The organism is Desulfomicrobium norvegicum, from assembly GCF_900114595.1.
In the GTDB taxonomy this organism is placed as follows: Bacteria; Desulfobacterota; Desulfovibrionia; order Desulfovibrionales; family Desulfomicrobiaceae; genus Desulfomicrobium; species Desulfomicrobium macestii.
The window spans coordinates 70,265-85,175 of record NZ_FOTO01000009.1 but is presented as its reverse complement, the minus strand read 5'-3'; the positions used below and the strand labels follow the sequence as shown (position 1 = coordinate 85,175).

Below are 14,911 nucleotides of genomic sequence, written 5' to 3'. Positions count from 1 at the left end.
TGCGGCCTTATCCTGACGAAAGCGTTTGACAATCGGCCCCTGCCTAAATATATTAGAGGATGTTTTAAGTTGGGGAAGCTGCGCCTAGCATCCCCGTTACCGCCTCTGGCGTGGCAAGAAAACCAATCGCCCATGAGGAGCTAGAGAAATGGCCGAGATGGAAGACCGCTGGTTATCAGTAGACGAGATAGGCAAGTACCTCGGTGTCAGCAGTGACACCGTTTACCGCTGGATCGACAAGCATGCGATGCCCGCCCATCGCATGGGCCGTCTTTGGAAGTTCAAGAAAGACGAGGTTGACGAGTGGGTGAAGGCTGGCGGCGCGGCGGACAAGAGCAGACAGGATCAAGCTGAATGAGCAGGAAGAACGGAAATAACAATTCAGTCGATCTGGATATCGGGACCCTCTCCGGGCATCTCTGGGAGGCGGCCAATATCCTGCGTGGTCCTGTCGACGCGGCCGACTTCAAGACTTACATCTTCCCGCTGCTGTTCTTCAAGCGGCTCTCCGACGTCTATGACGAGGAGTATGCCGTGGCACTGGAAGAGTCCGACGGCGACGTGGAATTTGCCCAATTCCCCGAGAACCACCGGTTCCAGGTTCCGGAGGGCTGCCACTGGAAAGATGTCCGGGCCAAGAGCGCCAATATCGGCCATGCGCTCCAGAAGGCCATGCGCTGCATCGAGCAGGCCAACCCGGACACCCTGCACGGCATCTTCGGCGACGCCCAGTGGACCAATAAAGACCGCCTTTCGGATGCGCTGCTCAAGGATCTGATCGAACACTTCTCGTCGCTCAACCTGGGCAATGAACACTGCAAGGCGGACATTCTCGGCCAGGCCTATGAATACCTGATCAAAAAATTTGCCGACCTGACCAACAAGAAGGCCGGTGAATTCTATACCCCACGATCCGTGGTCGCGCTGATGGTTCGCATCCTTGCGCCCAAGGCCGGGGAAACCATCTATGACCCGGCCTGCGGGACCGGCGGCATGCTCCTCGAAGCGCTGCACCATGTCAAAGAGCATGGCGGCGACGAGAACCTCATGCTGGGCAAGCTCTATGGCCAGGAAAAGAACCTGACCACATCCTCCATCGCCCGGATGAACCTCTTTCTCCACGGCGCGGAAGATTTCCATATCGAACGCGGCGACACCCTGCGCTTGCCCGCCTTTTATTCAGGCGACAGCCTCGCCACCTTTGACTGCGTCATCGCCAATCCTCCCTTCTCCCTGGAAAAGTGGGGGGACGATGTCTGGATCAACGACCCCTACGGCCGCAACTTTGCCGGGCTGCCGCCAGCCAAGTCCGGCGACTTCGCCTGGGTTCAGCACATGATCAAGTCCATGGCCCGCAAGACCGGCCGCATGGCCGTGGTGCTTCCCCATGGCGTGCTGTTCCGCATGTCCAAGGAGGGGGAAATCCGCCGCAAGCTACTGGAGATGGACATGCTCGAAGCGGTGATCGGCCTCGGCCAGAACATTTTCTACGGCACCGGTCTCGCACCCTGCGTCCTGGTCTTCCGCGACAGCAAGCCCAAGGCGCACCGTCAGAAGGTGCTGTTCATCGACGCCTCCAAGGAGTTCAAGACCGGCCGCGCCCAGAACGAGCTGCTGCCGGAACACGTGGACAACATCCATCGCTGGTACGAGGGCTATCAGGATGTGGAAGGAATCTGCCGGGTGGTCACGCTCGACGAGATCCGCGAGAACGATTTCAACCTGAACATCCCCCGCTACGTGGAGCCGGTGATCGAGGAAGAATCCATGACCATCGATCAGGCCATCGCCAATCTCAAGGAATCGCTGCAGGCAGCCTATGCGGCCGAGGATCGCCTGAAGGGGCTGCTGCTCCGGGAGGGTCTGCTGTGAAAGTCTACCAGTACAAATCACCCATCGGCCTCTTCCTCATCAAACCGCAAGCCAACGGTCGTTGGGGGCTATGGTTCAAGGATGACCTGCTCGGCTCCTATCACTCGGCCATGGCGGCCGCCGATGACGTTTACATGCAGGCGACCGGCGATTACGACTGGGACTCCCTGGATGACGTTGATATTGCAACGGACATTTCTGAATGGGAAGTGGTAGCGCGATGAAGAAAAGCAAACACATTTCCCAATCGGAGCTGGAATCCTACCTCTGGGGCGCGGCCACCTTGCTGCGCGGTTACATCGACGCCGGGGACTACAAGCAGTTCATCTTCCCGCTGCTGTTCTACAAGCGCCTGTGCGACGTGTACGACGAGGAACTGGCCGATGCGCTGGAGGAATCCGGCGGCGATCAGGAATACGCCGCGCTTCCCGAGCAGCACCGATTCCAGATCCCGGAAGACGCTCACTGGAAGGCTACCCGCACCAAGGTCAAGAACGTGGGCAAGGCCATTCAGGATGCCTTGCGGGCCATTGAGACGGCCAACCCCGACACCCTGTACGGGGTCTTCGGCGATGCCCAGTGGACCAACAAGGACCGCCTGCCGGACCGCATGCTGCGCGAGCTGATCGAGCATTTCAGCTCGCAGACGCTTTCGCTCTCCAACTGCCCGGAGGATGAGCTGGGCGTGGGCTACGAGTTTCTGATCAAGAAATTCGCCGACGATTCCGGCCACACCGCTGCGGAGTTCTATACCAACCGCACCGTGGTACATCTGATGACCGAGATGCTCGAACCCAAACCGGGCGAGTCGATCTATGACCCCACCAGCGGGTCAGCGGGCATGCTGCTCTCCGCCGTCGCCCATCTGAAACGGCAGAACAAGGAGTGGCGGAACCTACGGCTGTTCGGCCAGGAGCGCAACCTGCTCACCTCGGCCATCGGTCGGATGAACCTGTTCCTGCACGGCATCGAGGACTTTCGCATCGTCCGGGGCGATACCCTGGCCAACCCCGCCTTTGTCGAAGGCGACCGGCTCATGCAGTTCGATGTGGTCCTGGCCAATCCGCCGTACTCCATCAAGCAGTGGGACCGCGATGCCTGGTCCGCCGATCCGTGGGGCCGGAACATCTACGGTACTCCGCCCCAGGGCCGCGCTGACTATGCCTTCTGGCAGCACATCATCAAGAGCATGAAGGCCAAGAGCGGCCGCTGCGCCATCCTGTTTCCGCATGGCGTCCTCTTCCGCAATGAAGAACTGGCCATGCGCGAGAAGCTGGTCGCCCACGACGTGGTGGAGTGTGTGCTGGGACTCGGTCCCAATCTCTTTTACAACTCGCCCATGGAAGCCTGCGTCGTTATCTGCCGGATGAACAAGCCCAAGGAGCGCAGGAACAAGGTGCTCTTCATCAACGCGCTGAACGAGGTGACCCGCGAGCGGGCACAGAGCTTCCTCACCGACGACCACATCCAGCGCATTGTCGATGCTTACCAGGCTTTCGGTGACGAGGACGGCTTTGCCCGGGTGGTCGGCAATGACGAGATCCGGGAGAAAGCCAGCAACCTCAGTATCCCGCTCTACGTGCGGGCGGACAACGGAAACGGCAATGGCAACGGCTCGACCGAAACAGTCAGCCTCAAGCAGGCCATTGCGAACTGGCAGGAAAGCTCGATGGCTTTGCGGGAGTCGATGGACGGCCTCTTTGAGGTACTTGAGGATGCAGGGGTGACGGGAGGTGGCAAATGAGTGAGCAATCCCTGAAGCCCGGCTGGAAGATGGTCAAGTTCGGCGAGGTGGTGAAGAACGCCAATCTTGTGGAGCGTGATCCCGAGGCTAATGACATTGAAAGAATAGTCGGGCTCGAACACATCGACCCCGAGAACCTGCATATCCGTCGCTGGAATTCCGTCGCAGATGGCACCTCGTTTACCCGCAAATTCGTACCGGGCCAGACTCTCTTCGGCAAGCGCCGGGCCTATCAACGCAAGGTCGCCTATGCCGAGTTTGAAGGCATTTGCTCCGGGGACATCCTGACGTTCGAGCCTAAGAATAGAAAGGTTCTACTGCCGGAGCTTCTGCCATTTATCTGCCAGAGCGATGCCTTCTTTGATCATGCACTCGATACCTCGGCCGGATCGCTGTCACCCCGAACCAGTTGGACGGCATTGAAGGACTTTGAATTCCCGCTGCCGCCGCTTGATGAACAGAAGCGTATTGCCGAGATCCTGTGGGCGACGGATGAGGCTGTATCGGCCTACCAAGAAGCCCTTAACCATATTCATATCGCTGCTCAAATTCGTCTTGAGCACACTCTCAACACGCTGAATTGTTCTGAATTGTCGCTACCAGATGTTCTTTCCGGCAGCCCGGAAAGCGGTTGCTCAGCCCCACCATCATCCGATGAAACCGGCCACTGGGTATTGTCCTTAGCCGCTCTTTCCGCCAACGGGTATGTCCGAGGAAATCTAAAGCCGGTCGCGAAAACCAAAAAGATGATTGGAGCCACCCTGTCCAAAGGTGACTTGCTCATTTCACGCTCGAATACGGTCGAACTGGTTGGGTTTGCAGGGATTTTTAACGAAGATCGCACAGATGTTTCTTTCCCTGACACCATGATGCGTTTACCAGTAAATACGCAAAAAGCGCTTCCTGATTATCTTGAACTGGTGCTTCTTTCCAATCGGGGTAGACGCCACATGATGAAGACGGCATCAGGAACCAGTAGCAGCATGAAAAAGATCAATAGGAAGACCCTTGCTGAATTCAGATTCCCTGTTCCAGACCTTGATACCCAGAAACGGATTGTGTCGGAATTCAATGAACAGAAGAAGCATCGAGAGGCGATAGCAAATCACGTTTCTAAGACGCAAAGGATGCTCTCGCTGTTCAGTAATGAAACGATAGGAGCCGCCCATGTTTAACGAAGAAAACACGGTCGAACAGATGGTTCTCGACACGCTCTGTGGCGGCGTGACTTCGAACATGGTTGCCGAAGAACTCGCCAGCTATGGCGGTGAGATCAAAGGCTGGCGCTTCGTGTCCGCCGAGGAGCTGCCCCGTCAGCACTCCGACGTGCTGGTGGAGTCGATGGTGCGCGACGCCCTCATCCGCCTGAACCCGGAAATCAAGGCCCAGCCTGAACGCGCCGACGAGGTGCTCTACCGCCTGCGGACCATTCCGCTGTCGGTACAGAGCGAAGGCCTGGTGCGGGCCAACGAGTTGTTTGCCGAATGGCTGCGGGGCGAGAAGTCCATGCCCTTCGGCGAGCGTGGCGAACATACGCCGGTGCGCCTGATCGACTTCGAGAATCTCAGCAACAACGATTACGTGGTAACCAATCAGTGGGTCTACCCGGTCAAGGAAGGCGGCCGCCGCTTCGACATCATCATGCTGGTCAACGGCATCCCGCTGGTGGTCGGCGAGGCCAAGACGCCGGTGCGCCCGGCGGTGACCTGGGTGGACGGGGCCAGCGACATTCACAACGGCTACGAACAGAGCGTGCCGCAGATGTTCGTGCCCAACGTCCTTTCCTTTGCCACCGAGGGCAAGTGCTATCGCTACGGCTCGGTGCGCATGCCCATCGATATCTGGGGACCGTGGCACGAGGGAGACAACAAGGCCGAGGGGACGCTGGCGGACGTGCAGCGCTCCATCCGCTCCATGCTGCGCCCCCATGTGGTGCTGGACATCCTGCAGAATTTCACCCTGTTCGCCACCGATAAGAAGCACCGGCGCATCAAGATCATCTGCCGCTATCAGCAGTACGAAGGCGCGAACCTGATGGTCGCCCGCGTGGCCAAGGGCTATCCCAAGAAGGGTCTGATCTGGCATTTCCAGGGTTCGGGCAAGTCGCTGCTGATGGTGTTCGCGGCGCAGAAGCTGCGGATGCACCGCAAGCTCGGCAACCCCACGGTGATGATCGTGGTGGACCGCATCGATCTGGACACCCAGATCACCGCCACCTTCAACGCCGCCGATATTCCGAACATGATCGGAGCCGCCACCCGGCAGGAACTGCAAGGCCTGCTGGCGGCCGATACCCGCAAGATCATCATCACCACCATTCATAAGTTCGGCGAGGCGGACGGCCGCCTGAACGAGCGCTCGAACATCATCGTGATGGTGGACGAGGCGCACCGCACCCAGGAAGGCGATCTGGGGCGCAAGATGCGCGACGCGCTGCCCAATGCCTTTCTCTTTGGCCTGACCGGCACGCCGATCAACAAGCGGGACCGCAACACCTTCTGGGCCTTCGGCGCGGACGAGGATGAGCAGGGCTATATGAGCCGTTACTCGTTCCAGGACTCGATTCGGGACAAGGCCACACTGCCGCTGCACTTCGAGGCGGTGGACGTGAAGCTGCACATCAACAAGGACGCCATCGACGAAGCCTACTCTCAGATGACCGATGAGCTGAGCGAGCTAGATCGTGACGACCTGGCCAAGCGGGCCGCCAAGATGGCGGTGCTGATCAAGGCCCCGGCACGGGTGAACGCCATCTGCCAGCACATCGTCAAGCACTTCCAGGAGAAGGTGGAGCCGAACGGCTTCAAGGCCCAGGTGGTGACCTTCGACCGTGAATGCTGCGTACTCTACAAGAAGGCCATGGACGAGTTGGTCGGCCCGGAGGCCAGCGCCATCGTCATGCACACCCAGGGCGGTAAGTCCGACGAGTACGCGGAATGGAAATTGGCCAAGGACGAGGAGGAAAAGCTCCTCGACCGCTTCCGCGATCCGAACGACCCGCTTAAGTTCCTGATCGTCACTTCCAAGCTGCTGACCGGTTTCGATGCGCCGATTCTGCAGGTGATGTACCTCGACAAGCCGATGAAGGATCACAACCTGCTGCAGGCCATCTGCCGCACCAACCGTGTTTATCCCGGCAAGACCCACGGCCTGATCGTGGATTACCTCGGCATCTTCGATGACGTGGCCACGGCCCTCGATTTCGATGAAAAGGCAGTGCAGAAGGTCATCACCAATCTGGATGACCTCAAGAAAGAGCTGCCCGGCGTGGTGGCGAGATGCCTGGCGTTCTTCCCCGGTGTGGACCGAACCGTTGGCGGCTACGAGGGGTTGATCGCGGCACAGGACTGTCTGCCGGATAACGAGACCCGGGACAAGTTCGCGGCGGAATACTCGGTGCTCTCCCGTCTGTGGGAGGCGCTGTCTCCAGATCCCTGTCTCGGCCTTTATGAAAAGGACTACAAGTGGCTGACCCAGGTCTATGAGTCGGTGAAGCCGCCGAGCGGCAACGGCAAGCTGCTCTGGCACGCCCTGGGGGCCAAGACCATCGAGCTGGTGCATGAGAACGTGCATCTGGAGACGGTACGCGACGACCTGGACACCCTGGTGATGGACGCCGAGGTCCTCGAAGGGTTGCTCGATGCCAAGGACCCGGACAAGAAATCCAAGGAAATCGAGATCAAGCTCATCGCCCGCCTGCGCAAGCACAAGGACAATCCGAAGTTCGTCGCCTTGGGCGAACGCCTCGAAAAGCTCAAGGAGCGGCACGAACAGGGCCTGCTCCACAGCCTCGATTTCCTCAAGGAGCTGCTGACCCTGGCCAGGGAGGTCGTCCAGGCCGAGAAGCAGGTGGACCCGGTCGATGAACAGGCCAAGGCCAAAGCGGCCCTGACCGAACTGTTCGCCGAGGTGAAGAACGGCAAGACGCCGATGGTGATCGAGCGGATCGTGACAGACATCGACGAGATCGTGCGCCTGGTCCGGTTTCCCGGCTGGCAAAACACCAAGGCCGGAGAGCGCGAGGTCCAGAAGGCCCTGCGCAAAGTGATTTACGTGAAGTACCAGGTCAAGGACCAGGATCTGTTCGACAAGGCGTTCGGATATATCCGGCAGTACTACTGAGAAGGGATAGTAATGGGGCTCTATGGCTAAAACAGGTCAGGCAAAGCAGATCATTGAAAACCGCAGAGGTGACACCTTTGGCGGTTGGCCTGCCCGTACCCTGCTGGAGGCGGGCGACATTCCCATTGCCCAAATCGCCGAGCTTGCCCTGCGTGAAGGTCAGAGCTCGAATCCTTTGTACCGGGTCCACCGCTGGTTTGCACGCCGGGTGGGCTCTCAGTTCCGTTCGATCATCACCGCGCTGACCCTTCCCCCTGACAAGGCCGACGCCTTTTGGGATACCTATCTCGGAAAGACCTCCGTGCATGGCGCTGTCGTTCTCGATCCCTTCATCGGCGGCGGGACAAGTTTGGTGGAGTCCATGCGCTGCAACGCCCGGGTGATTGGTTTTGATATCGACCCGGTCGCGACCTTTATTACCCGATTTGAATTGGCCGCCTCCCGAATGGAGGATCACTATCCGGAAATCGAGCAGATCTGCAATGAGATCGCCCAACTCATTATGCCGTTGCATCGGACTATGGTGGACGGTGTCGAACGGGATGTTCTTCATCATTTCTGGGTCCAGGTGAAGCAGTGCTCGAATTGCCAGAGCGATGTAGAGCTCCATCCCCATTTTCAACTGGCCTACTCCAAAGAGAAGGGACTGCAGTGGGTATTCTGCAAGGACTGTCATGCAGTCCACGAATTGCCGATTGAACGCAAGCTGCTGCACTGCTCTTGCGGCAAGCGCACCACTATCAGCGCGGGCACGCACGGCAACGGGATCATGACCTGCCCGATCTCAAGCACACACAGAAGATCGCAGCGGATGACCTTGACGGTGCCGAAAGCCCCACTTGGAGGCTCTTTGCCCAGGAGTATCTGGTCGGAACCGGCAAGAACTGCACAAGGCATTTCAAGCGCGTCGAAGAGGCCGACCAGGCGCTGTGGGCCGGGGTGCTGAACTTCTGGTTTTTGGGTCGCGTGTTCGATCGGGTGCGGCCGTGATCGAGGTGCCGCAATCGGCCATCGATCTGGCCAAGCGCTTCGAGGTCTTCCGCCGCGTTCCGAAAACCGATCCGGGCCGCGCGTATCCGTACATCTGCCCGGCAGGCTTCTGGACGATTGGCTTCGGCCACCTCTGCGATGCCCAGCACCCGCCGATCACCGAGGACGAAGCGGAAGCCTATCTCGCCCGCGACCTGAGCACGGCGCTGGCCGCCACACTGCGCTACTGCCCGGTGTTGGCCTCCGAACCCGAAGGGCGGCTGGCGGCCATCGTGGACTTCACATTCAATCTCGGCGGCGGTCGCTTGCAGACCTCGACGCTGCGGCGGCGGGTGAACCAGCGGGACTGGGCCGCTGCCGCGACTGAGCTGCGGCGCTGGGTCTATGGCGGCGGCAGGGTGCTGCCGGGGCTTGTCACGCGGCGGGAGGCTGAGGCCACTTGCCTGCTCCGCGCCGCCTGATAGACCGGGTCGATTCAATCAAATCCCCGGTTGCAGCTCCACACGCACTTCGCGCGTTTTGCCGGCCCGTTCCACTGACAAGACCACCACATCGCCGACCTTCCTGTCGTCTAGCCGCGCGAGCAGCTTAGCCACATCGTCCGTCGCCTTGCCATCAACACCGATGATGCGGTCGCCGGGCACGATGCCTTGCGGCGTGACTTCGACACCCGCGAGGCCGGCCTTGTGCGCTGCCGAACCAGGGGTAACACGCAGCACGAACACGCCCTTGCTTCCAGTCAGCGCCAGCAGGCGCTGATTGAGCTGTTCGTCCACCTGAATGCCCAGCGCCGGACGGATGTACTTACCGGTCTTGATGAGTTGCGGGACTACGCGCATGACGGTGTCCACCGGCACGGCGAAACCAATCCCGGCCGAGGCGCCGGAGGGGCTATAGATCGCCGTGTTGATGCCGATGAGCCTTCCTGCCGAATCGAGCAGCGGCCCACCGGAGTTGCCAGGGTTGATGGCGGCGTCGGTCTGGATCAGGTGATCGATGGCCGGGCCGCCCGCTTCTCCGGGTAACGAGCGGTCGAGCGCGGAGACGATACCGGTGGTGAGCGTCCAGTCCAGGCCGAAGGGGTTGCCGATGGCAAAGACCTTTTGACCCACCTTGAGGTCGGCGCTGGTGCCGATCGGCACGGCAGGCGGGCGCTTGAAACCGACGCCGATCTTGAGCACAGCGATGTCGTGCGCGGGGCTTGCCCCCACCAGCGCGGCTTGGTAGTCGCGGCCGTCGGCGAGTTTGACGGTGGCTTCGGACGCACCCTGGATGACGTGGAAGTTGGTGACAACGTGGCCGGCGTCGTCCCAGATGAAGCCCGAGCCGGTGCCGCGCGGCACGGAGAAGACATTGCGCGTCCAGACGTCTCGTACCAGCTGTGCGGTGGTGATATACACCACCGAGGCGCGCGATTTTTCGAACAGTTCGATGGTGGCCTTCTCGTCCGCCGCCAGATCGCCACGCGCCGTCACGGTGCGTTCTGCCGCCTCGCGCGGACTGAACCAGGCCTCGATGGCGGGCAGAAACTGCCACAGCAGCATGAGCGCGGCAATGCAGGCGGTGATGAAGAGCCAGCGACGGATAAAGTGGTCCTGTGGCGGGCGCGCGTACGGGTCGGGGTAGGCCATGAGAAGTCTCCTGTTGAGGGCAATCAGCGCCACAGTCCACTCGGGCGCCAGCGCGGGGGGCGCAGCGTCACAGCGGATTCCGGCAAGGAATGGATCTCGTGAAACGGCAACGCTGATGCTGGCCTGGGCGCCAACGTCAGCAGGCGTGAGATGCGCTCTTGCGTGGCCGGATGCGTGCGCAACCAGGAGGGCTCGGGATTGCCCCATCCCGGCCACAGCCAGGCACGCCAGGAGCGACTGACCCGCTCGATCTTCGCCAGCGCGGACGCCAGCCCTTGCGGGTCGCCGGTCAGTTCCACCGCGAGGCGGTCAGCGTCGAACTCACGCACGCGAGACAAGCCGAGCTGTGCGAGCAGGGCCAGCTGGGGCGATGCGGCCAATAACAATAAACCAGGCCAATAGACCTCCGCCGCGCCAACCAGCAGCGCGGGCAGGCTCAGCAGGATCGCGATCTGTCCCATAAGGGCCAGTAGGCGCGTGAGGCGACTGACGGAATCCGCCAGCCCCATGACGCGCAGATCCTCATTGGCGATGTGCGCGATCTCGTGCGCGAGCACACCCGCCAGCTCGCGTGGGCTCAGGCGGCGCAGCAGGCCATCGGTGAGGGCGATCGATGCCTCCTGCTTCGATCCGGTGGCGAAGGCGTTGACGACGGCACTGGGCACGTAGTGCGGCACCGGCGTTGCGGGCAAACCGGCACGGACGGACAGCTCGTGCAACAGGGCCCAAATTTCCGGGGCTTCGTGCGGGTGCAGCGCCCGGGCGCGGTATAGGCGCAAGGTCAAGGCAGATGCGGCTGCCGGTTCCAGCAGCAGCGTGCCTGCAACGGCAAACAGCGCGAGCCACAGGCCGCTTTCCCCGAACAGCAGGCTTCCTGCGGCGGCTGCGATCCCGACCAGGGTCAGGACCAACAGCCCGGTCTGCAGGCGGTTGAGCCAGCGGTGTTGCAACAACGCCGCGCGCGGGTCACTGGGATGATGACGGGTCATGCTCAGATGTCTCGGCGGCGCGGTCGTCGCGCTCGCGCAGCAGCCAGTAAGTGGCACCAAGCGCCAGCGTGGCGCCTGCAAGCGCGGCGATCTTGCCAGGGCTCGCCTCGAGGTCGAGGATCACGAACTTGCGCGCCAGCGCGATCAGGCCGATGAGGATCACGGTCTTGACCTGGATGATGCTGTCCTGACGCGCCGCCACGCGCACGATGGAATGCTTGAACTCCATCGCGATCAAGAGCGCCATGATCATGCCGAACACGCTCTGGAATACCTTGTGGTCCAGGGGATTGAAGGCATCGAGGACCAGCAGCGTGAAGACGATGGAGATAAGCTGGAACAGCGACACCACGATGATGACGGCAATTACCGCCGACAGAACGAGGGCGACGACCTGCTCGAAGCGCTCGTAAACCGTCATCAACCGCCACTGGGAGCGCATCTCGTCAAGGGCCGTGTGGCCAGATTCTTTATGCATAAGCGTTGCTCTCTCTTTCAATGAAACGTTAATGGAACGGGGAGTCCGAGAAGACGACTCGATTACACCTGGATTGCCGAGGCAATTGCGAAGCCACCCAGCGCATAATGTCCTGCGCGCCCGTGGCGCCGCCGATGGGTGGATCAGCCTCTTGCACGTCAACCCTTTGTCCCATGCATGGCATCAATCCGGCTTCTGGGCTGGCGGCAGCAATCCCAGCAGATCCGCCTGCAAATGTTGCAACTTGTCGATGCCAGCCCTCAATGCCTCGACACGGCCGGCATTTTTCATTTCACTCAGGGTGTGCGCTAACTGCTGGATGCTCTGATGCAGGACATCGACCTGATCATCAGGATCCTTGCCGAAGAACGTAGGGCGGCCACTTTGATCCCGCCAGTATTGGAGTGCTTCGGGTTGAGGCGGCACTTGGGTCTTACCTGACAGATAGTCGATCATCTGGGAAATCCAGACCCGGTGGTCGACGTATGTGAACGGCACGGGCAGCGCGGAGCGACTGTCAGGTTTGAATCCCTTCCAGGATAAGGGTACCTGCCAGGTGTGTAGCCATTGCTCGAATTCATGCGCCGGCATCGGATGCCCGATGGCATAACCCTGGCCCCACTCGCATCCCATACGCAGCAGCATTTCACCATGCTGAATGGATTCGACTCCCTCCGCGATGCAGTTCCTGCCAAACGACCTTGCCAGTGCCAGTAGCGCATCCAGGATGGCGATATCGTCCGGATCCTCGAGCATGTCGCGTATGAAACCTTGGTCGATCTTGAGCAGGTGCGCGGGCAGGCGCTTCAGATAGGTCAGCGATGAATAGCCGCTGCCGAAATCGTCGAGGGCAAAACGCAATCCCATCCTCTCGCACAGCGCCATCAACTGAGACACTTGAACGAAGTCCTCCACGGCGCTGGTTTCGAGGATTTCCAGTTCAAGGTCTTGCGGCTGGGCGCCGGGATGTCGTGACAATATACCCCGTAGATGCATGATGAAGTCCGGTTGCAGCAAGTGCCGCGCACCGATATTCACGCTGATCGGGACATGAAGACCGGCCTTGCGCCAAACTTCGATCTGGGTCAGCGCAGCCTCGATGGTCCATTCCCCCACGTCAATCCCGAGCGGATGGTTCTCAATGATGGGTATGAAGGAGGCAGGAGATAACAAGCCACGCGTCGGATGTTGCCAACGGATCAAGGCTTCGGCACCCAGCACCTCACCGGTGCGCATGTTGACCTTAGGCTGGAAATAAAGCAGAAACTGCCCATTGGCAAATGCATTCTCTATGCTGTCAAATTCTTCGTGACGGGTGCGCAGCGTACGATCCTTCTCCGTATCGAAAACGTGATATCGATTCTTGCCGGCTTGCTTGGCACGATACATAGCCTGATCTGCCTGCCGCAGCAGTTGGTCGGCGTCGATATCTTCGCCTTGCGGGTAGTAGCTCACACCGATACTCGCGCTCACCTCGCACAGTGCGTCACCAATCGCTACGGGCTGTGCAGCCACCTCGATCAGGCGATCGAGAATCGGTACGCTGACGGAAATATCCGGCAGGTCGAGCAGAATAGCGACAAACTCATCACCACCAAGACGGGCCAAGGTATCGTCTTCGCGCAACACCTGCGTCATACGCCTGGACAGGACGGAAAGCAATTTGTCGCCGACTCCGTGGCCGTGCTGGTCGTTGACCTTCTTGAATCCATCCAGATCGATGAAGACAACCGCCAGGTGCATGCCACGCCGACGTGTCTGACGAATGGCCTGCTTAAGGCGGTCTCCAAGCAATAGTCGATTGGGCAAGCCGGTGAGCAGGTCGTAATGAGCAACGCGTTCAAGCTGTTGCTGGTTCTCCTTCAGCGCTGTGATGTCGGAAAACATGGCTGCGTAATGCTCGATATTGCCCCGCATATCCGGGACTGCACTGATCGTCAGCAGCGCGGCAAACTGACTGCCGTTCTTGCGTCGGCACCAGAGCTCTCCGTGCCAATAGTCGTGCTCACGCAGACCCTGCCAAACGGTCTGATAGAACTCATCGTCATAGCGATCGGACTCGAGCAGACGAGGTGTCTGACCCATTACTTCCTCCCGCGCATAACCAGTGATCCCGGAAAACGCCCGATTGACGTTGACAATGTGGCCTTGAGCGTCCGTAACGAGGATGCCCTCTCCTGCGTGCTCAAAAACTGTAGCCGCAAGGCGAAGCTCTTCCGCGGATCTCCTGCGTGAGGTGACATCATGGATATAGCCGTGCCAGAGGATGCTGCCATCAGGCATGGCTTCAGGCGACGCCTCGCCTTCGACCCAGATCACCCGACCGTCTGGAAACTGCACTCGGTACTCGTCATGCCAAAGCGCGAGTGACTGCCCCGACGCCTGTATGGTTTCATGCACACGGTCGCGGTCTTCAGGATGGAGCGCAGCGAACGCAGGAGTGGCATCTTCAACAACATCCTCCGGTGTAACCCCGTATATTTCCTGTATCCTCGCGCTGGCATAAGGGAAGTGCGAGCTGCCGTCCGGACGAAGACGGTATTGGTAAAGCATACCGGGAACGTGGCTGGCCAACTCTTCTCGCTGTCGGCGCATAGCGTTCAGCGCCTGCTCGACCCTCTTGAGATCGGTGATGTCCTCTACCATCCCGTCTGCCGCTCTGGGCCGACCAGAGGCGTCGCCCTTGAATGTTGCCCGCAGGTGTATCCAGCGAACCTGCCCTCCGCTGACGATGCGATACCGCAGATCAAGGGACTTTCCGCACATGGCCGCATCCCATGCCCTATCGAAGAGGGGGCGGTCTTCAGGGTGAATGCACTGCAGGAATCGCTCGAAGGCTATTGGCGCACCAACATCCAGGCCGAGCACGCGGCAGGCTTCATCGGAGCAAGTGAGGAGTTGCGAGCCAAGATCGAGATGCCAACTGCCAAAATGGGCATTCTGGTTAATCTGGCCACAGTGTCGGGCTGAGATTTGAGGCGTCTCGTTCAAAGGTGGCGCTCCTTATGGGTGAAACAGAGGTTCCAAAGTTTCTGCAACTGGGAACGCATTTCGTCAAAGATTGTGTGGTTGGGGTCGCTATGCA

Annotated in this window: 12 protein-coding genes; 8 read left to right on the top strand and 4 right to left on the bottom strand. The window is 60.0% G+C overall.

Translation table 11 applies throughout. The annotated features are described in order from the left end of the window. The first annotated feature begins 148 nt into the window (after positions 1 to 148). Genes BMZ24_RS13160 through BMZ24_RS13125 form a run of 8 tightly spaced genes read left to right on the top strand, consistent with a single transcriptional unit; the run spans position 149 to position 9,189 of the window. Complete coding sequence (locus BMZ24_RS13160) at positions 149 to 358, top strand: helix-turn-helix domain-containing protein (protein WP_063142412.1); 210 nt, start codon at positions 149 to 151, stop codon at positions 356 to 358. After that, on the top strand, positions 355 to 1,872 hold the full coding sequence (locus BMZ24_RS13155; protein ID WP_092193054.1) for a type I restriction-modification system subunit M: 1,518 nt from the start codon (positions 355 to 357) through the stop codon (positions 1,870 to 1,872). The genes BMZ24_RS13160 and BMZ24_RS13155 overlap by 4 nt, the downstream gene beginning before the upstream one ends. Next, positions 1,869 to 2,096 carry a hypothetical protein gene (locus tag BMZ24_RS13150; protein ID WP_092193052.1) on the top strand — a complete coding sequence of 76 codons (228 nt, stop codon included), beginning with the start codon at positions 1,869 to 1,871 and terminating at the stop codon, positions 2,094 to 2,096. The genes BMZ24_RS13155 and BMZ24_RS13150 overlap by 4 nt, the downstream gene beginning before the upstream one ends. Beyond that, positions 2,093 to 3,616 carry a type I restriction-modification system subunit M gene (locus BMZ24_RS13145; RefSeq protein ID WP_092193050.1) on the top strand — a complete coding sequence of 508 codons (1,524 nt, stop codon included), beginning with the start codon at positions 2,093 to 2,095 and terminating at the stop codon, positions 3,614 to 3,616. The genes BMZ24_RS13150 and BMZ24_RS13145 overlap by 4 nt, the downstream gene beginning before the upstream one ends. After that, a complete protein-coding gene (locus tag BMZ24_RS13140; protein WP_092193048.1) occupies positions 3,613 to 4,791 on the top strand; it encodes a restriction endonuclease subunit S in 1,179 nt (392 codons plus the stop codon). Before BMZ24_RS13145 ends, BMZ24_RS13140 begins: the two co-directional genes overlap by 4 nt. After that, the gene (locus BMZ24_RS13135) at positions 4,784 to 7,738 is read left to right on the top strand and encodes a type I restriction endonuclease subunit R (RefSeq protein ID WP_092193046.1); all 2,955 of its coding nucleotides are present in this window, start codon (positions 4,784 to 4,786) and stop codon (positions 7,736 to 7,738) included. Before BMZ24_RS13140 ends, BMZ24_RS13135 begins: the two co-directional genes overlap by 8 nt. A gap of 22 nt (positions 7,739 to 7,760) precedes the next feature. After that, the gene (locus tag BMZ24_RS13130; RefSeq protein ID WP_208599856.1) at positions 7,761 to 8,684 is read left to right on the top strand and encodes a hypothetical protein; all 924 of its coding nucleotides are present in this window, start codon (positions 7,761 to 7,763) and stop codon (positions 8,682 to 8,684) included. A gap of 40 nt (positions 8,685 to 8,724) precedes the next feature. Beyond that, complete coding sequence (locus tag BMZ24_RS13125; protein ID WP_092193044.1) at positions 8,725 to 9,189, top strand: lysozyme; 465 nt, start codon at positions 8,725 to 8,727, stop codon at positions 9,187 to 9,189. A gap of 18 nt (positions 9,190 to 9,207) precedes the next feature. Here the strand turns inward: BMZ24_RS13125 and BMZ24_RS13120 are convergent, their stop codons facing one another. From BMZ24_RS13120 to BMZ24_RS13105, 4 genes are all read right to left on the bottom strand, one after another. After that, positions 9,208 to 10,359, bottom strand: a complete 1,152-nt coding sequence (locus BMZ24_RS13120) for a S1C family serine protease (RefSeq protein WP_092193042.1) — start codon at positions 10,357 to 10,359, stop codon at positions 9,208 to 9,210. A gap of 23 nt (positions 10,360 to 10,382) precedes the next feature. After that, entirely contained in the window at positions 10,383 to 11,348 is a 966-nt protein-coding gene (locus BMZ24_RS13115; protein WP_092193040.1) for a zinc metalloprotease HtpX, read from the bottom strand. Beyond that, on the bottom strand, positions 11,326 to 11,826 hold the full coding sequence (locus tag BMZ24_RS13110; protein ID WP_092193038.1) for a phosphate-starvation-inducible PsiE family protein: 501 nt from the start codon (positions 11,824 to 11,826) through the stop codon (positions 11,326 to 11,328). The genes BMZ24_RS13115 and BMZ24_RS13110 overlap by 23 nt, the downstream gene beginning before the upstream one ends. A 183-nt stretch (positions 11,827 to 12,009) precedes the next feature. Next, on the bottom strand, positions 12,010 to 14,817 hold the full coding sequence (locus BMZ24_RS13105) for a sensor domain-containing protein (RefSeq protein WP_092193036.1): 2,808 nt from the start codon (positions 14,815 to 14,817) through the stop codon (positions 12,010 to 12,012). Between the last annotated feature and the right edge of the window lie 94 nt (positions 14,818 to 14,911).